Annotated in this window: 18 protein-coding genes; 4 read left to right on the forward strand and 14 right to left on the reverse strand. The window is 61.3% G+C overall.

Annotated elements, in window-relative coordinates; translation table 11 throughout:
- Positions 1 to 329: 329 nt before the first annotated feature.
- From AMK05_RS35315 to AMK05_RS21885, 11 genes are all read right to left on the reverse strand, one after another.
- The gene (locus tag AMK05_RS35315) at positions 330 to 494 is read right to left on the reverse strand and encodes a hypothetical protein (protein ID WP_171899816.1); all 165 of its coding nucleotides are present in this window, start codon (positions 492 to 494) and stop codon (positions 330 to 332) included.
- 172 nt (positions 495 to 666) lie between these two features.
- Positions 667 to 855, reverse strand: coding sequence for a hypothetical protein (locus tag AMK05_RS21840; RefSeq protein ID WP_064841127.1), 189 nt, complete (start codon positions 853 to 855; stop codon positions 667 to 669).
- Positions 856 to 1,017: 162 nt separating this feature from the next.
- Positions 1,018 to 1,767 (reverse strand): ABC transporter ATP-binding protein, encoded by a 750-nt coding sequence (locus AMK05_RS21845; RefSeq protein ID WP_064841129.1) that lies wholly within the window; start codon positions 1,765 to 1,767, stop codon positions 1,018 to 1,020.
- The gene (locus AMK05_RS21850) at positions 1,764 to 2,597 is read right to left on the reverse strand and encodes an ABC transporter ATP-binding protein (RefSeq protein ID WP_064841130.1); all 834 of its coding nucleotides are present in this window, start codon (positions 2,595 to 2,597) and stop codon (positions 1,764 to 1,766) included. Before AMK05_RS21850 ends, AMK05_RS21845 begins: the two co-directional genes overlap by 4 nt.
- Positions 2,594 to 3,529, reverse strand: coding sequence for an ABC transporter permease (locus AMK05_RS21855; RefSeq protein ID WP_064841132.1), 936 nt, complete (start codon positions 3,527 to 3,529; stop codon positions 2,594 to 2,596). The genes AMK05_RS21850 and AMK05_RS21855 overlap by 4 nt, the downstream gene beginning before the upstream one ends.
- Positions 3,526 to 4,593 carry an ABC transporter permease gene (locus AMK05_RS21860; protein WP_064841134.1) on the reverse strand — a complete coding sequence of 356 codons (1,068 nt, stop codon included), beginning with the start codon at positions 4,591 to 4,593 and terminating at the stop codon, positions 3,526 to 3,528. The genes AMK05_RS21855 and AMK05_RS21860 overlap by 4 nt, the downstream gene beginning before the upstream one ends.
- An 18-nt stretch (positions 4,594 to 4,611) precedes the next feature.
- Positions 4,612 to 6,255: an ABC transporter substrate-binding protein gene (locus tag AMK05_RS21865; protein WP_064841135.1), complete on the reverse strand. Its 1,644-nt coding sequence runs from the start codon at positions 6,253 to 6,255 to the stop codon at positions 4,612 to 4,614.
- Between the two features lie 100 nt (positions 6,256 to 6,355).
- Positions 6,356 to 7,414, reverse strand: a complete 1,059-nt coding sequence (locus tag AMK05_RS21870) for a dipeptidase (protein WP_064841136.1) — start codon at positions 7,412 to 7,414, stop codon at positions 6,356 to 6,358.
- A 149-nt stretch (positions 7,415 to 7,563) separates the two neighbouring features.
- Positions 7,564 to 8,589, reverse strand: coding sequence for an ABC transporter permease (locus AMK05_RS21875; protein WP_049733299.1), 1,026 nt, complete (start codon positions 8,587 to 8,589; stop codon positions 7,564 to 7,566).
- Positions 8,590 to 8,623: 34 nt separating this feature from the next.
- Positions 8,624 to 10,165 (reverse strand): sugar ABC transporter ATP-binding protein, encoded by a 1,542-nt coding sequence (locus AMK05_RS21880; protein ID WP_064841137.1) that lies wholly within the window; start codon positions 10,163 to 10,165, stop codon positions 8,624 to 8,626.
- Positions 10,166 to 10,228: 63 nt separating this feature from the next.
- Positions 10,229 to 11,158 (reverse strand): sugar ABC transporter substrate-binding protein, encoded by a 930-nt coding sequence (locus tag AMK05_RS21885; protein WP_064841138.1) that lies wholly within the window; start codon positions 11,156 to 11,158, stop codon positions 10,229 to 10,231.
- 370 nt (positions 11,159 to 11,528) lie between these two features.
- Here AMK05_RS21885 and AMK05_RS21890 point away from each other — a divergent pair, with 370 nt between their 5' ends.
- Complete coding sequence (locus AMK05_RS21890) at positions 11,529 to 12,026, forward strand: DUF1993 domain-containing protein (RefSeq protein ID WP_064841139.1); 498 nt, start codon at positions 11,529 to 11,531, stop codon at positions 12,024 to 12,026.
- 6 nt (positions 12,027 to 12,032) lie between these two features.
- Here AMK05_RS21890 and AMK05_RS21895 read toward each other — a convergent pair whose 3' ends face one another.
- Entirely contained in the window at positions 12,033 to 13,589 is a 1,557-nt protein-coding gene (locus AMK05_RS21895) for an alkaline phosphatase family protein (protein WP_064841140.1), read from the reverse strand.
- Complete coding sequence (galE, locus tag AMK05_RS21900; RefSeq protein ID WP_064841141.1) at positions 13,567 to 14,550, reverse strand: UDP-glucose 4-epimerase GalE; 984 nt, start codon at positions 14,548 to 14,550, stop codon at positions 13,567 to 13,569. Before galE ends, AMK05_RS21895 begins: the two co-directional genes overlap by 23 nt.
- A 248-nt stretch (positions 14,551 to 14,798) precedes the next feature.
- Between galE and AMK05_RS21905 the strand changes: the two genes are divergently transcribed.
- Together AMK05_RS21905 and AMK05_RS21910 are read left to right on the forward strand one after the other, a co-directional pair.
- The gene (locus tag AMK05_RS21905) at positions 14,799 to 15,443 is read left to right on the forward strand and encodes a ThuA domain-containing protein (protein ID WP_064841142.1); all 645 of its coding nucleotides are present in this window, start codon (positions 14,799 to 14,801) and stop codon (positions 15,441 to 15,443) included.
- A gap of 68 nt (positions 15,444 to 15,511) precedes the next feature.
- The gene (locus AMK05_RS21910; RefSeq protein WP_064841144.1) at positions 15,512 to 16,078 is read left to right on the forward strand and encodes a GNAT family N-acetyltransferase; all 567 of its coding nucleotides are present in this window, start codon (positions 15,512 to 15,514) and stop codon (positions 16,076 to 16,078) included.
- A 26-nt stretch (positions 16,079 to 16,104) separates the two neighbouring features.
- Here AMK05_RS21910 and AMK05_RS21915 read toward each other — a convergent pair whose 3' ends face one another.
- Positions 16,105 to 16,359: a DUF2934 domain-containing protein gene (locus AMK05_RS21915; RefSeq protein ID WP_064841146.1), complete on the reverse strand. Its 255-nt coding sequence runs from the start codon at positions 16,357 to 16,359 to the stop codon at positions 16,105 to 16,107.
- A gap of 236 nt (positions 16,360 to 16,595) precedes the next feature.
- Here AMK05_RS21915 and AMK05_RS21920 point away from each other — a divergent pair, with 236 nt between their 5' ends.
- Entirely contained in the window at positions 16,596 to 18,032 is a 1,437-nt protein-coding gene (locus tag AMK05_RS21920) for a DUF6880 family protein (protein WP_064841148.1), read from the forward strand.
- Positions 18,033 to 18,044 lie beyond the last annotated feature (12 nt).

The following is an 18,044-nucleotide window of genomic DNA, read 5'->3' on the forward strand; positions in this document are numbered from 1 at the left end:
ACCATCGCGATAATTCAAGTCAAGAGGCATGAGCCGCGCGCCCGCCGAGCTTGGGAAATTCGTGAACGCCAAAATGCCGGCCCCTGATTCCGGCAATGCAAACGCTCTTGGATTTGGGAAAAGACGCGCGATCCCGAACGGATGACATCACCGGTTCGAAAACGGCGACATGCAGACACAAGATCGGACATGCACCGCGCGAAGACGTGCGATTCAGTCGCGCATGATGAAATGAAGAAGGACAGAAGAACGAAGAGGGGATCGGACGCCGATCAACCAGGCGAAAATCGCCGCAACGCCGGCATTGGCCGGCGTCTAACATTTGCCGATCAGCCGACGACGCCGCAAACCATGGCCACGACGAACAGGAATGCCGCCGTGAAGATTGCGCCATGCACCGCCATTTGAAGCCTGTGGCGCGTGGTGATCGGCTTCTTTGTCGCTGCGGAACCGTACTGGTTCACGTGAGCATGCGAAATACCCAGATCTGCCATATGTCGCCTCCGTTGTTTTTAAGCGGCCGGTTGTGCGGCTCGCGGTGATATTGTTATTTTCTCTATCAAGTAGGTAGAGATAAATTTCCGTCCAGAGCGAACGAAAGAGAAAATTCAACCAGCCCTTTTAGCAGCCTGTCTTTTTAGCAGTCCGCATTTAGCAGCCCGCATTTTAGCAGACTGTGCGCCATGCCCAGATCCACGAACGCTCGACGGCGTCTTCGCTCTGAGACGGGTTGGCGGGGACCTCGATCAGCCGACGATCCTTTTCCGTAGGAATGGAGACCGAAGCCTGGTCCCGGCGATCGGCTTTCACAGGAGGATCGAGGTAGCCCATGGTCATCCCACCAAGAAAGAACATGTCTCAACCTCCATCGATCACGAAAGCTAACAATCGTTAACAGGATCATGACAGAAGCGGGGCAGCTGTCAATAGTCTAGTTGAATGGTCGTCTTTTAGGGAAGTCTTATCCTTAACACCGCCGCCGGTCTTTTCTTTTCAAGGAGTTGAAAAGATTGCCCTTCAGGCTTTGACGAACCCCTTGCTCGCAATCATCAAATTTCTCGTGTAGTCTTGATGAACCGCACCGCTTGCCAGATCTTTCGAACTCAAGCGTTCGACGACGGCGCCGTTGCGCATCACCGCCAGCCTTTCGCACATATGGGTGATGACGCCGAGATCATGGCTCACCATCACGAAGGTGAGTTTGCGGTCGCGCCGGATCTGCTCCAACAGGTTCAACACCTCGGCCTGCACCGAGGCATCGAGCGCCGAGGTCGGCTCGTCGAGCAGCAGGATCGACGGTTCGACGATCAGCGCCCGGGCGATCGCCACGCGCTGCCGCTGGCCGCCGGAGAGCTGGTGCGGATAGCGGAAGCGGAAGCCGTTGCCGAGACCGACTTCGTCGAGCGCGCGGGCGATGCGGATCTCGCCGTCGCCAATGCCGTGAATCACCAGCGGCTCGAGCAGCAGCCGGTCGATCGTCTGGCGCGGATGCAGCGAACCATAGGGGTCCTGGAAGACCATTTGCACGCGCCGATAGAAGATTTTGCTGCGTTTCGACCCCTTCAGCGCTTCGCCATCGATCCGGATCGCACCGCCGCTGATCGGCGCCAGCCCGGCCACGGCCCTGAGCAATGTCGATTTTCCGGAGCCGGATTCACCGACGAGGCCGAAAGATTCGCCGCCTTCGACCGCGATGCTGACATCCTTCAGCGCATGAAATTGATCATAGACGACGCTGAGATCGTCAATTTCAAGGGCTGCGCTCATGCCGCCCACTCCGGCCTGCGGTCGAGCACCGGCAGCGGATGGCGGTTCTGGCCGATCTCGGGCATGCAGTTCAGCAAGCCTTGCGTATAGGGATGCTGCGCATGTCTGAGATCGGCGGCCGCGAGCTCCTCGACGATCTTTCCGGCATACATGACGATGACCCGATCGCAGAAGGACGAGACCAGCCTGAGATCATGGGAAACGAAGATCAGCCCCATGCCGCGCTCCGCCACCAGCCTGTCCATGATTCTGAGCACATCGAGCTGCACCGTCACGTCGAGCGCCGAGGTCGGCTCGTCGGCAATCAGCAGCTCCGGCCCGGCAATCAGCATCATGGCGATCATCGCGCGCTGCCCCATGCCGCCCGAAACCTCATGCGGATGCAGGTCGAAGACCCGTTTCGGATCGCGGATCTGCACCGCCTCCAGCATGGCGAGTGCGCGCTCGCGCGCCTCCGCCTTGCCGACCTTCTCATGCGTGCGCAAGGTTTCGCAGATCTGTCGGCCGATCGTCATGACAGGATCGAGCGAATATTTCGGGTCCTGCAGGATCATGGCGATGCGTTTGCCGCGCAGTCTGCGCCTTTCGCCGGCGGAGGCCTTGATGAGGTCGATGCCGTTGAAGTCGAGCCGGTCGGCCGTGACGATGCCGTGTTTCGGCGTCAGCCCCATGATCGCCCGGCCGGTCTGCGATTTGCCGGAGCCGGATTCGCCGACGATGCCGAGCCTTTCCTTGCCGAGCGTGAAGGAGACGCCGCGCACGGCCTCGATCACCCCGGTGCGCGTGGGATAGCTGACTTTGAGCTTTTCGACCGTCAGAAGTGTCGTCACTGGCCTGCCTCCTTCGGATCGAGCGCATCGCGCAGACCGTCGCCGAGCAGATTGAAACCGAGGCTGACGATGAGGATGGCGATGCCGGGCATCGCCGCGACCCACCATTGATCGAGAATGAAACGCCGTCCCGAGGCAATCATCGCCCCCCATTCCGGCAGCGGCGGCTGCGCTCCGAGGCCAAGGAAACCGAGACCGGCCGCCGTCAGGATGATGCCGGCCATATCGAGCGTCACGCGCACGATCAGCGAGGAGATGCAGAGCGGCATGACATGGCGCAGGATGATGCGGAACGGCGAGGCGCCCATCAGCTTCACCGCCGAGATATAGTCGGAGCGCCGGACCGTCAGCGTCTCGGCGCGGGCGATGCGGGCATAGGGCGGCCAGGAGGTGATGGCGATGGCGATGATCGCGTTCTGAATGCCGGGACCGAGCGCGGCGACGAAGGCGAGCGCCAGCACCAGCTTCGGAAAGGCAAGGAAGATATCGGTGATGCGCATCAGCGTCGCGTCCACCCAACCTCCGGCATAACCGGAGACCGTGCCGACGATCAGCCCGATCGGCGCCGAGATGACGGCGACGAGCACGATGACGAACAGCGTCAACCGCGATCCGTAGATCAGCCGCGAATAGATGTCGCGGCCCTGGTCGTCGGTGCCGAGCAGGAACCCATCCGTCCCCGGCGGCAGCAGCCGGGCGTTGCGCAGATCGCCGACGACGGGATTATGGGTGGCGATCACATCGGCAAAGACGGCGACGAAAAGCAGCGCGACGATGATCAGCAGGCCGACGACGGCGAGCCGGTTGGCGGTGAACTGCCGCCAGGTGACATAGGCGCGGCCGAGACGGGCCTGCAGGCGCGATTGCGGCCGGTCGGACAGCAGCCATTCGCGGCGGCTCATCACAGGAGCTGGGCTGGCGGGAGCGGTCATCGGTTTCGCGTCCTCGGGTCGAGCGTCCGGTAGAGAAGATCGGACAGAAGGTTGATGCCGATGAAAACGGTGCCGATGACGATGGTGCCGCCGAGCACGGCGTTCATATCGGCGTTCTGCAGCGAATTGGTGATGTAGAGCCCGATGCCCGGCCAGGAAAAGACGGTCTCGGTCAGCACCGATCCTTCGAGCAGGCCGGCATAGGAAAGCGCGATCACGGTGACCAGCGGCACGGCGGCATTGCGCAGCGCATGGCCCCAGATCACCCGCGTTTCCGAAAGCCCTTTGGCGCGCGCGGCGACGATATATTCCTGGGAAAGCTCGTTCAGCATGAAGCTGCGGGTCATGCGGCTGATATAGGCGAGCGAGAAATAGCCGAGCAGCGATGCCGGCAGGATGATGTGGCGGAAGACGTCGTAGAAGACGTCCCATTGCCCCTGCCAGGCGCTGTCCAGCAGATAGAGGCCGGTGATCGGCGTGAACGTATATTCGAAAACGATGTCGATGCGGCCGGGAAAAGCCACCCAGCGCAGCTGCGCATAGAAGATGACCAGTGAAATCAGCGCCAGCCAGAAGATCGGCACCGAGTAGCCGACCAAGCCGACGACGCGCACCACCTGGTCGGCGATGCTGCCGCGGCGCACGGCGGCGAGAACGCCGAGCGGCACGCCGACGAAAGCGCCGATCAGCGTTCCGAGCGTCGCGAGCTCGATGGTTGCCGGCAGGACACGGCGGATATCGACCATGACGGGATTGGTCGTCAGCACCGAATTGCCGAAATCGCCGGACAATATGCCTTTGATATAGATGTAGAACTGCTGATAGAGCGGCAGATTGAAGCCCATTTCCTGGCGCACCCGCTCGACGACGTGGCTGGGCGCGCGGTCGCCGAGAATGGCGAGCACGGGATCGATCGGCACGACGCGGCCGATGAAGAAGGTGACGGCCAGGAGACCGAGATAGGTGGTGACGGCGGCAAACAGGAACCGCCCGGCAGCCTTTGCGAAGGCCCCGGCACGGCCCTTGCGGGGCCGCGCCTCCTGTGTTGTTTCGACGGTGCTCAAGCGACCAATCCTGCCGGACTATTCCTTGGCGATCGGACCGACGAAATTGGTGTCGAAGCTCGGACCCAGCTTGAAGTCCTTCAGGTTCTTGCGGTAGCCGGCCACTTCGGTCTGCTGGAAGATGAAGACGAAGGGGCTATTGGCCAGATATTTCTTCTGGATATCCTGATAGATGGCGGCGCGTTTGGCGGCGTCGCGTTCCAGCAGTGCGGCCTTGGCCTGTTTGTCGAGTTCCGGCGCTTCCCAGGTGTTGCGCCATGCGAGCGTCTTCACCGTACCGGCATCGGAATTGTCGGGATTGCCGGTAAAAGTATCGGCATTGGAATTCGGGTCGAAATAATCCGAACCCCACTGGCCGATATACATGTCGTGAGTGCGGGCGCGGTACTTGGTCAGCGTCTGCTTGCCGTCGCCCGGAATGATTTCCATCTTCACCCCGGCCTGCGCCAGCGTCTGCTGCATGGATTCGGCGATCCCGGTCACCGGCTGCGTGTTGCGCACATCCATGGTGATCGAGAAACCGTCGGGCACGCCGGCCTTGGCGAGCAGTTCCTTGGCCTTGGCGACATCGAGCTTGTAGGGATTTTCGTCGAGCGCGCCGAGCTGGCCCTTAGGCAGGAAGGTCTGGTGGATTTCGCCGATCCCCTTGATCAAGGTCGCGCCGATCGCATCATAGTCGACAAGGTATTTGAAGGCTTCCTGGACCTCGGGCTTCTTCAGGTTCTCGTTCTTGTTGTTGAGGCTGACATAATAGATCGTGCCCTTCGGCGCGCTCGTCGTCGCCAGATCGGCATTTTTGGAAACGGCGTCGATGTCGCCAGGTTCGAGGTTGCGGGCAATATCGATATCGCCGGCTTCGAGCGCCAGCCGCTGGGCAGCACTTTCCTTCATATAGCGGTAGATGACGCGGTTGAGCTTCGCCTTGTCGCCGTAATAATTGTCGTTGCGCTCGAGAACGACGACTTCGTTTGCCCGCCATTCACGCAGCTTAAAGGCGCCGGAGCCGGCATAGCCTGTTTTCAGCCACTCATTGCCGAAATCATTGTCGTATTTGTGCTCGGCATCCGGTGTCACCGCCTTCACATGCTCCATCACCAGCTTCTTGTCGACGACGGAGGCAACCGTTGCCGTCAGGCAGTTGAGCACGAAGCTCGGGGCATAGGCCTTATCGACGGTGAAGACAAAGGTATTGGCATCGGCGGCCTTGGCTTTTTCGGTAATATTGTCGCCGGTCAGGCCGAATTGGGTAAGGATGAAGGCCGGGCTCTTGTCGAGCTTGACGGCGCGCTCGAACGACCAGGCGACGTCTTCGGCGGTGATCGGATTGCCGGAGGCGAATTTCATCCCCGATTTCAGCTTGAACGTATAGGTCAGACCGTCATCGGAAACGCTCCAGCTCTCGGCCAGATCACCCTTCACCTTCGATGTATCGTCCATGTCTAGACGGACGAGCAGGCTGTAGCTGTTGCTGGTGATTTCGGCGGTCGAAAGCTCGAACGCCTCGCCCGGATCCATCGTGATGATGTCGTCGATGGCGAACCCTTCGACCAGCGTATCCTTGGGTGTTTCGGCAAAGGCGGCGGGTGCCGCCATCATCAGCAGCGAGAGAGCGGCGCCTGCGGAAAGCAGGCGGAAATTGCGGCTGAGCTTGGTGATCATCATGGTCTGTTCCCCTGTTCTTGATTGATTACGAAGCGTTTTGTCGGTCATGCCCCATTAAAACTATTGTCCATTCGCAGCACGTCCAGAGGCGCACAGCGCTTTAGGCGCGGTCCTCCCGCCAAGCTTGTGCCAGAATGCGAAGCCAATTTTCACGGGCAAGTTTCGTGAGATCGGCCTCACCATAACCAACCTCCCGGAGAGCGGCAATCAGCTTCTGATTGCCGCTGGCATCGCCGATTTCCTCCGGAATGGTGGCCCCGTCGAAGTCCGATCCGAGGCCCACACAGTCGATGCCGATGCGGTTCACCAGATAGTCGATATGGCGGATCATGTCGGCAAGCGGCGTGTCGCTGTCCGAGCGGCCGTCGGGACGCAGCATGGCGGTGGCATAATTGATGCCGACGAGCCCGCGGCTTTCGCGGATCGCATCGAGCTGCCTGTCCGTCAGGTTGCGCGCGACCGGCGTCAATGCGTGGGCATTGGAATGGCTGGAGACCAGCGGCTGGTCGGTCGTCTTCGCCACGTCCCAGAAGCCCTTTTCGGTGATATGGGCAAGGTCGACCACGACGCCGAGACGATTGCATTCCTTGACCAGCTCGAAACCGGCATCGGTGAGGCCGGGCGCCGTGTCCGGCGACATCGGGAAGGCGAAGGGCACGCCGTAGCCGAAGACATTGTGCCGGCTCCAGACCGGCCCGAGCGACCGCAGTCCGGCTGCATAGAACACCTCGAGCGCCGCAAGATCGGCGCCGATCGCCTCGCAGCCTTCCATATGCAGGACGGCGGCAAAAATGTTGTCGGCCATGGCGCCGCGGATATCTTTTACCGTCCGGCAGAGCCGCCAGGCGCCGGCCTGGTCGAGCCGCAGCGCGATCGCCGCCATTTCAGTGGCAATGGCAAGGGAAGACAGCGGATCGAGAGGGGCCGCCATCGGCGTGACATAGCGGCCGTCGGCATCCGGATCGGCAAAGACCAGATCGCCCGAGGGAATGTAGATGGCACAGAGACCGCCGGAAAGACCGCCTTCTCTCGCCCGGCGCGCATCGATATGGCCGAGCGTCGTGCCGTTTGCGAATTCCGCGATCGGGTCACTGCCGTCTTTTGAATGTGTCCAGAGTCGAAGGAGAACGTCGTTGTGACCGTCAAATACGAATTGCATCTGTCTTCCTGCGCTGCCCGAGCGGGAAGACCAGAATAGAAAAGCTGGCGGAATTCGCCACCTCTTTTTTATAAATTCCGTCGTCACGCTCTAAAAACGGAACGGGGGCCGAAGCCCCCGCAAAAACCATCGGATCGCACAATCTGAGATCAGTGCTTGCGGCGCTTCTTCTGCCGGTAGACGTCGATGACCACAGCCGCGACGATGATGAGACCTTTGACGATCTCCTGGTAATAGGCGTCGATCCTGAGGAAGGTGAAGCCCGAAGTCATGACCCCGAGGATGATGGTGCCGATGACGGTGCCGGTGATGCGCCCGACGCCGCCGGTGAGCGAAGTGCCGCCGATGACGGTCGCGGCGATCGCATCGAGTTCATAGCCGACGCCCATGCTGGCCTGCGCGGTTTCGGCGCGGGCCGCCGTGACGATGCCGGCGAGACCCGCCAGCAATCCGGCGATCACATAGACCTTGACGAGATGCGCCTCGATGTTGATGCCGGAAACACGGGCCGCCTGCGGGTTGGCGCCGATGGCATAGGTGAACTTGCCATAACGGGTGTAGCGCAGCGCAATGTGAAAGATCAGCGCAACGACCAGGAAGACGACGACCGGCCACGCCTTGGTGCCGATGAAGTGAAACTGCTCGGTGATCCCGGAAACCGGCTGTCCCTTCGTATACCACTTCGCGACACCGCGGGCCGAAACGAACATGCCGAGCGTTGCAATGAACGGCGGGATTTTCGTGTAGGCGATGAGCGCGCCGTTCGCGAGACCGGCGGCCGCCCCGATTAGCAGCCCGATCATGATCGGCACGAAAGCCGGCAGGTCGGTCAGCGACGGAAAGACCGCCCGTCCCCAGGTCGACGATTGGGCGAAGCTCGTGGCGATCATCGCCGTCATGCCGACGACCGAGCCGGACGACAGGTCGATACCCCCGGTGATGATGACCTGGGTGACGCCGACGGCGATGATGCCGATGACGGAGACCTGCAGGATCATGATCGTCAGGCGCTGCGAATTCATCAGGAAGCTTTGGCCGATGAACATCCAGCCGAGCGCTTCATAGATGAGCGCGATGCCGACGAGCACGAGGAAAATGCTGAGCTCGGTCGGCAAACGCCGCCGCCTTTGCCGGGTTGCGAGCGGAGCCGCGCCCTCTGCTGCCTTGGTACTCATGTCAAACCTCCCTTGGGCGATGACGGACGGCGCATCACTGCGCAGCCAGCTCCATCACCTTGATCTGCGTTGCTTCATCGCGATTGAGGAAACCGGTCACGCGTCCCTCATGCATGACCATGATGCGGTCGCTCATCCCGAGAACCTCGGGCATCTCGGATGAGATCATGATAACCGCCACGCCGTTTCGCGCCATTTCGGTGACCAGCCGGTGGATTTCCGCCTTGGCGCCGACATCGATGCCGCGCGTCGGCTCGTCGAGGATGAGGATCCGCGGATTGGTGAGCAGCCAGCGCCCGATCAGCACCTTCTGCTGATTGCCGCCCGAAAGATTCTCTACGCGCTCGTAGAGATTGGGCGTTTTCACCCGCAGCTTCTTTGCCATATCCTCGCAGGTCGCCTCGATGGCGCCCTGCTGCACGAAGCCGCCCTTGACATATCTGTCCTGCAGCACGGCGATCTGCATGTTCTCGAGAATATCGAGGATGAGCAGACAGCCGGTATCCTTGCGGTCCTCGGTCAGGAACGCCATCTGGTGGCGGATGGCCTCGGTCGGCGAAGAAATCGTCACCGGTTTGCCGTAGAGCTCGATCGAGCCGGAGCTTGCCGGCGTCACCCCGAACAATGTTTCGGCGACATTCGACCGCCCGGAACCGACGAGGCCGGCCACGCCGAGGATCTCGCCCGCCCTGACCTCGAAGGAGACGTTTTTGAAGACGCCGTTGAGGCAGAGATCCTTGACCGAGAGCATCACCTCGCCGATCGGCACTTCTTCTTTCGGAAACATCTGGGTGATCTCGCGCCCGACCATCATCCGGATGATGTCGTCGCGGGTCACCTCGGTCGAGGCATGCGTGCCGATATAGCGGCCGTCACGGAAGACGGAGAACTCGTCTGCGATTTCGAAAAGCTCGTTCATCTTGTGGGTGATGTAGACGATGCCGATGCCCTGCGCCCTTAGGTCGCGGATAATGCGGAAGAGATGCTCGACCTCGCGCTCGGTCAGCGCCGAAGTCGGCTCGTCCATGATCAGCACGTCGGAATTATAGGAAACCGCCTTGGCGATCTCGACCATCTGCCGGTTGGCGACCGACAGGTACCGGACCTCGATATCGGGATCGATGTCGATATTCAGCCGGGCAAACAGCTCTTCGGTCATGCGATGCATGACGCCGTGATCGACGAAGCCGAAGCGGTTCTTCGGTTCGCGGCGGATCCAGATATTTTCGGCGACCGTCATGAACGGCATCAGGTTCAGTTCCTGATGGATCATGGCAATGCCGTTCTCCAGCGCGTCGAGTGGAGATTTCAGCTGGATCTCGATGCCCTTCAGGCGGATATCGCCTTTATCCGGTATGTAGATGCCGGCAAGGATCTTCATCAGCGTCGATTTGCCGGCGCCGTTTTCGCCCATCAGCGCATGCACGGAGGCGCGCTTCAGCCGAAATTGCACGTCGTCGAGGGCGACGACACCGGGAAATTCCTTGCGAACGCCCTCGGCGCTCAACAGATATTCCGCATTCGGGACTGCACCGCTCGCGCGCACGGCGGCCATGGTTGTCGGGCTGACGGCCATATCATCTCCTCCGGACAGGCGAAAAGGATGCGGGCAAAGCCCGCATCCGGTTTGGCGTTCGCCTCAGTTCTTGGTGACGAAGTCCTTGACGTTTTCAGGCGTGACGAGCTGGAAGGGAATATAAACCTTCTTCTCGGTCTTTTCGCCCTTGGCGAGCTTGAGTGCCGTGTCGAGCGAACCCTTGCCCTGGCCGGCGGCATCCTGGAACACCGTGACGTCGAGATCGCCTGCCTGCATGGCGGCAAGCGCGTCCTGGGTGGCGTCGACACCGCCGACGACGACCTTGGTCATATCCTTGCCGGCTGCCTTCAGCGCCTGGATGGCGCCGATCGCCATTTCGTCGTTGTTGGAGATCACGGCGTCGAATTCGATGCCGCTGGAGAGCCAGTTGGTCATCAGGTCGGCGCCCTGGGTGCGATCCCAGTTGGCCGTCTGCTCTTCGACGATCTCCAGACCCTTGCATTCGTCGGTCTTGATGACGTCATGAACGTCCTGGGTGCGCATGCGCGCAGCCTGGTTGGAAAGCTCGCCCATGATGACGACAGCCTTGCCCTTGCCGCCGAGAATGCGGCAGATTTCCTTGGTTTCCAGCGTGCCGGATTCCTGCTCGTTGGAGGCGACGAAGGCCTGCTTCTCCGGCAGCGTGTCGACATTGACCGGCTGGCGGTTGACGTAAACCAGCGGAATGCCGGCATCGGCGGCGAGCTTCGACATTGCCGTGGTCGCGTCGGTATCGACCGGGTTGACGATGATGGCATCGACCTTGGAGGCGATGAAATTCTGGATCTGGCTCTGCTGCTTGGAAACGTCGTTCTGCGCGTCTTCGACCTGCAGCGTCACGCCGCTCAGCGTCTTGGCATAATCGGTCATGCCGTTGCGCAGCACGGTCAGAAAGTTGTCGTCGAATTTCGCCATCGAAACGCCGACGGTTTCTGCGTGAGCCGCCGTCGACATGACGAGCGCCATCGCAGTGCCCAGGATAAACTTTTTCATTTTACTTCCTCCACAAACGGTGCCCGGCTGCACCCTCCTCACGCCGGAGCCCCAGGCATTTGCCCTGGAGCCGCAATTTCCCGCCGCCTCTCCTGCGGCGCTCCGCTTAAAACGGAACAAACAAACCGTAAAATTTGCTCTTCGGAATATTCATTCCATTTTCTGAGAACGACGTCAAGCCTCTTTAGCGCGACGTGAGCGGGCAGAAGTCGTAAGGCCGCGCAGGTCACGATCGCCGCCGGCATTGCCTCTGTTGTGAAAGATCAAGGCCGCCTCCATCTATGGAGGGCTCGAAGACAAGACCGCGGCCGCAGGCGTCTTCGATATCCTCGACGCGGCCGGTCATTTAAAGATTTTGGAGACAGGACAGATGTCCATTTCGATCTATCGCCTCACCGTTCCGATGTTCCAGCGCGGCCTCGGCAGCCTGAAAACCTATCTCGACAAGGCGGAAGCCTATGCGAAGGAAAAGAACATCGATCCCGCCGTCTTGGTCGCCGCGCGTCTCGCGCCCGATATGCTGCCGCTCTCCGGCCAATATCAGCGCGCCAGCGACAGCGCCAAATTCACCCTCTCGAGGCTAACCGCCACCGACGCCCCGAAGTTCGAGGACAATGAGAAGACGTTCGACGAACTGCGCGAACGGCTGGCCAAGACCGAAGCCTATCTCGCCGGCTTCTCGGAGGACGCGCTGGAGGGCACGGAAGCCCGGGACATCACTTTGCCGGGCAAAAGCGGCATCGTGCTTCCCGGAAACGAGTATGTCACCGTTTTCGCCCTGCCGAACTTCTATTTCCACGTTGCCACGGCCCACGCCATCCTGCGCAATCAGGGTACGCCGATCGGCAAGCGCGATTATCTCGGGTAAAAGGTGTCAGGGCCGGCGCGTCACCGGCCCTTTTTCCGTCAGCTCGGTATAGGCGAGCGTCTGATCGAGATGCCGCGCCCGCAGCGACAGCAGCTTTTCGGCATACTCAAGCCGGATCGCCGCATAGGCCGAATCGGCCGCGACATTCTTGAGCTCCATCGGATCGTCGCCGAGATTGAAGAGCAGCGGCGGCAAGGCGGCAAAATGCACATATTTGAACCGCGCGTCGCGGATCACCGCGAGATTGCACTCGTTCGACCTGAGCCCGAAATACCGCTCCGTCTCGCCGCCGGCGATATCGCGGAAATCGAACTCCCAGAATGCTGCGTCCCGCCAGCCTTCCGCGCCGCCGCCCTCGACGAACGGCATCAGCGACCGACCGTCGAGCCCGTTCTGCGCCTCGATGCCGAGCCTTTGGCAAAGTGTCGGAAAAACATCCGCAGCGCTGGTGAAATTGTCGACGGCCCCGCCGGCGGCTCCACTTGCGGGATCGCGAATGACCAGCGGAATATGGTAACTGCCGTCGAAGAAGCCGCCCTTCCCCAGCGTCCAGTGGTCGCCCGCCATCTCGGCGTGATCCGAGGTGAAGACAATAAGCGTATTGTCCCAGGCGCCGGCATCCTGCAGCGCCTGCCAGATCCGGCCGAGCTGCGCATCGACCTCTGCGATCATGCCGTAATAGATCGCCCGGATCGCCGCGAAATCCTCGCCGTTCCAGTCGCCGAGCGGCCCCGTCGCACCGTGGATGAAACTGCCCTTGCCGGTGCGTGGCATGGCATAGGCGAGATAGGGATGACTTGCCTCTTCCGTTTGGGCGTTTGCCGCCCGCGCAAAAGCCGGCCCCTCACCGGGCCTGAACATCCGGTTGAACGGCTCCGGCACCGAGAACGGCGGATGCGGACGTAGGAAAGACACATGCGCAAACCACGGCCTGTCCTGCTCGCCCAGCCAGCGGATGAACTCGCCGGCGAGGAAGGCCGTCTGGGTCTCGTCGCTGGAATAGGCCGGCGCCGCATCGGAAATGTCGCCGGCGCGCGCGCCGACGGGAATATGAATGTCGCGGCTGACGGCGTCCCGATGGCCGCGGGACCGGAGCCAGGAGAGCCACTGCCTTTCATGCTCCGGCAGCAACTGGCGTGCGGTAAAGCCCGGCAGCACGCCTTCATAGGTGGTCAGATGCGGGTCATTGGCATCCATACCGCGCGGATCGGGCGCCGTGTCCGTATAGCCGAACAGTGTCGGGTCATATCCCGCCCGCCGGGCGGCCAGCGCCAGATTGTCGAAGCGGGCATCGAGCGGCGAACCATTGCGGCAGACGCGGTGGTTCATCTGGTAGAGGCCGGTATAGAGCGTCGCCCGGGCCGGCGAGCAGGGTGCCGCCCCGGCATAGTGCCGCCGGAACAGCGTGCCCTGGCGCGCCAGTGCGTCGACATTGGGCGTTTTCACGCAAGGATGACCGACGGCCGACAGGCAATCGCCACGCCACTGATCCGCCGTGATCAGCAGGATGTTCGGCCTGGCGCCTTTCTCAATTCCGGGCTCAATGCTGGTTGGTTTTGGCATGCCAGTTCCAGGCGGAACGGATGATCTGACTGAGATCATACTGCGGCACCCAGCCGAGCACGTCGCGCGCCTTGTCGTTATTGGCGACCAGCGTATGCGAATCGCCTTCGCGCCGGCCGATATATTCGACCGGGAAAGGCCGGTTCGACACATCCTCGATCGCGCCGAGCAATTCCCTGACCGTGGTGCCGGTGCCGGTGCCGAGGTTGAGCGCGACGGACTCGCCGCCCTTCAGCAGATATTCGACGGCGCGCACATGCGCATCGGCAAGATCCAGCACATGAATATAGTCGCGCACGCAGGTGCCGTCGCGCGTCTCATAATCGCTGCCGAACACCTTGAAGCCCTGGCGGCGGCCGAGTGCCGCGTCGATCGCCAGCGGAATCGCATGCGTTTCCGGCTGGTGCCATTCGCCGATCCGGCCTTCGAAATCGGCGCCCGCCGCATTGAAATAACGCAGCACCACCGAGCGCAGGCTCTTGTACTGGTCGTAATCGGCAAGCGCCTGTTCGACGATATATTTCGTCCGCCCGTAGGGATTGATCGGCACCTGCCGGTGCGTCTCGTCGAGCGGCACGCTCTGCGGCAGCCCGTAGGTGGCGCAGGTGGAGGAGAAGACGAAGGCATTGATGCCGGCCGCCTGCGCCGCCGACAGCAGCGTCAACGTGCCGATGACGTTGTTCTCATAGAAGGAAACCGGATCCTTGACCGATTCGCCGACTTCGATCAGCGCCGCGAAATGCAGGATCGCCGCCGGCTTGTGCTTGGCCAGCACCTCATCCAGCCGGGCGCGATCGCGAATATCGCCTTCCTCGGCCGGTCCCCATTTGACGAACTCGCGATGGCCGTTGGAAAAATTATCGAAGACGACAGGCTTGTAGCCCTTGTTCGCCAGGTCGAGACACGTATGCGAGCCGATATAACCGGCGCCGCCGACGACAAGAACCGTTTCACCTGCCATGCACCACCCTTATTATTAGCGAGAGATGAAAGAAACCTAGACGAGATACACGTCAATAAAAAGAAGGAATTACGATCGGCGTGAACGGACAATACGTCAAATGCCGAACTGCCCCGGCCCTATATGATTTGGCCCGGACCGCCAACCTTCGCGCATTATTCGCGTGATTTGCATAGCCGCCCGCCCTAAGGGGCTTTCACCACCATGTGATGCAACGGACCGCGGCAATCGGATAGGGGAGCGCGCGAATGAGAAAGGCATTGGTCGTTTGGGGCGGCTGGCAGGGCCATGAGCCGGAGCAATGCGCTCATATCGTCGCCGATCTTCTGCGCGAGGACGATTTTACGGTGGAGGTCACTGGCGATCTCGGCATATTCGGATCGCCGACGCTTGTGAAAGCCGATCTGCTGGTACCGATCATCACCGGCGAAACGCTGGAAAAACCCCACGCTAGCGCCTTGGTTGAGGCGGTGCGCGGCGGGCTGGGGCTTGCCGGCCATCACGGCGCGCTCGCCACCTCCTTCAAGGAAAGCGCGCCTTTCCGCTATGTCTCCGGCGTCACCTGGGTCGCCCATCCCGGCAACATCATCGACTTCCGCGTCGCCGTTACCCGCCAGGACGATCCGGTGATGGAGGGCATTCCCGATTTCGACTACCGGTCGGAGCAATATTATCTGCATTATGATCCCACAGTCGAAATCCTGGCGACCACCACCTTTACCGGCGCCTACGATCCGGCCGCCCGCAATGTCGTGATGCCCGTCGTCTTCAAGCGCCATTTCGGGGCCGGCCGCATCTTCTATTCCGCGCTCGGGCATGTCGCCGCCGAATTCGACCATCCCTATATGCCGCTCATCCTGCGCCGCGGCCTCGGCTGGGCCGCCCGCCAGTAGCGTACGACGGCGCATTGCGTCATGGAGCAGCCGCCTGCCGCGCGCCGGCGGCACCCTAACTTGCCCCCATGCCGGATCGCTTCTCTTTCGTCCCCGCCACTGCCGATCGCCTCACCGATATCGAAATGGTCTTCGACGATTGCGGCGGCGGAAGGAATTGCCGCTGCGCCGACTGGTATCTGCCGAATGCCGATTTCAAGGCGGGATGGGGCGAGGGAAATCGCAGCTGGTTTCGAGACCTGCTTGACGGGCCGCGCCCGCCGGGCATTCTCGGCTATCAGGGCAACGACCCAGCCGGATGGTGCGGCGTCGCGCCGCGCGCCGTCTTCGACCGGCTGCGCCGCTCAAAACCTTTTGCCCCGGTCGATGAGAGGCCGGTCTGGTCGATCAACTGCTTCATCACGCGCAAGCCGTTCCGGCGGCAGGGCCTGTCTCGCCTGCTTTTGAAACAGGCCGTCGAATTTGCTAGGGTAAACGGCGCCGAATGTCTCGAAGCCTATCCCGTCGATCAGGGCCGTACCTTGGGAACGGGCGAGCTTTACCCGGGCACGCTTTCGATATTTCTCGATGCCGGTTTTGCCGAAGTGGCAAGACGTCTGCCCACAAGGCCGATCGTCCGCCTGGACTGCCGCTGACGATTTCGGTTGTCCGGAAATTGGATCTAGCGCGCTGCCTTGATCTGCCGGTCGTTCTCGACGTCAGGGGCCGCCGTATCATAGACCCGCATCAGCCGCCCGGCCGCCTTCAACTTCTCGATGAGATCGTTTCCGTCAGGCGAGGCCTTCGTCAGCTCCAGCTGCTCGAACTCCTTGAGCGCCTGTGCCCAATGGCTTTCGCCACGCCCATCCGGCCTGCCTTCCGATTCCCACAGTGAATAGGCGCGCTGGCTGACCCAGGCGTCTTTATTATGACTCATAATCAACCCCAGCGAGAAATTTGGAAAAAAAGTCGACAGGCAACAAGGTGCCAAAACCGGCTTTAGGAGTCGTTACGAGGCAGCGTTAGTTTTTAGCTAACTGCCATGATTCGGCGAGACTAACCGCCGATAAAGTCATACGAATTCGCGGTGCGATAGAGCTGCGCCCCTCGCTCGGCACCTTGGACTGATTTGAATACCGAGTTAGGGTCGGCGCGAAACGACAGCGGTGACCTATGGCAGCAAAGACGACCCTCAATGCGAAGAACCTGGAAGCGCTCGGTGCGCAGCGTCTCGCCGAACTGCTGATCGAGATCAGCACCGGCAGCGCCGCCCATAAACGGCGTCTGCGCATGGAACTGGCCGGCAATCAGGGCAGCACCGAGGTGGCGCGTGAGATCCGCAAGCGCCTCGGCAGCATCGCACGTGCGCAGAGCGTCATCGAATGGCACAAAGTAAAAGCCGTCAACGCCGACCTCGAAACGCAGCGATCCGCGATCGTCACCGTCGTGGCCGCCGACGACCCGAAGGAAGCGTTCGATCTCATCTGGCAATTCCTTGCCGTTGCCGATTCGATTTTCCACCGATCCAACAGCAACGACATCGCCTTCACCGAGACGTTCCATCAGGCATGCGCCGATGCCGGCGCCATCGCCAGCTCAGCGGGAATCGGTATCGACGTTCTTGCCGACAAGGTCTTCACGGCATTGCAGGATAACGACCACGGCCAATATGACCCGCTGATCGCCGAAATGGTTCCGGCGCTGGGCAAGGACGGCCTGGAACGTTTGAAGAGCCTCCTGGTGCAATGGTCGAACGAAGCGGAGGAGAAGCCCGCCGACGCCGACCGGGAGATTTTCGGCTGGGGCGGCAATGGGCCGATCTTCAGGGACGAGATCTATGCCGGCCATCGGCAACAGACGGCGCGAATCGCTCTGCAGGACATTGCCGATGCTGAGAACGATGTCGATGCCTTCATCGCCCAGCAGCCGAAAGAGACATTGAGGGCGCCGACGATCGCAACCGCGATTTCCGGCCGCTTGCTCCTGGCTGGACGCGCCGAGGAAGCATTGAGGATTTTGGACGGCGTCGACCACCGGGGATGGTTCGAAATGCCTTTTGAATGGCAGGAAGCCCGCGTCGAAACGCTCGAAGCGCTCGGACGGGGGGAGGAAGCCCAGGCCTATCGATGGCAATGTTTCGAGCAGTCTCTGAACGGCGAGCACCTTCGCGCTTTCCTGCGAAAGCTCGCCGACTTCGACGACATCGAGGCCGAGGAGAAAGCATTGGCCTTCGCGCGCGGCTTTCCGGATGTTCATCGAGCCCTTGCCTTTTTCCTTGCCTGGCCGGCACCTGCCGAGGCCGCGAAACTCGTCTCCAGGCGCCAGGCGGAACTGGACGGCGACCTCTACGAGCTGATGACGTCGGGCGCCGAAAGGCTGCGGGAGAAACACCCGCTCGCGGCAACAATCCTGTTACGCTCGATGATCGGCTTCACCCTCGATAACGGCCGATCCAGCCGTTACAGGCATGCCGCGCGCCATCTGGCGGAATGCGCCGCGCTCGCGCCTCACATCGACGATTTCGGCAGCGCCCGGCCTCATGACGCCTATGTTGCCGAACTGAAGCGTCAACACGGAAACAAGAATGGCTTCTGGAGCCTAATACGTTAAGCCGCAGCCCGA

Source organism: Rhizobium sp. N324 (genome assembly GCF_001664485.1).
Taxonomy (GTDB): domain Bacteria; phylum Pseudomonadota; class Alphaproteobacteria; order Rhizobiales; family Rhizobiaceae; genus Rhizobium.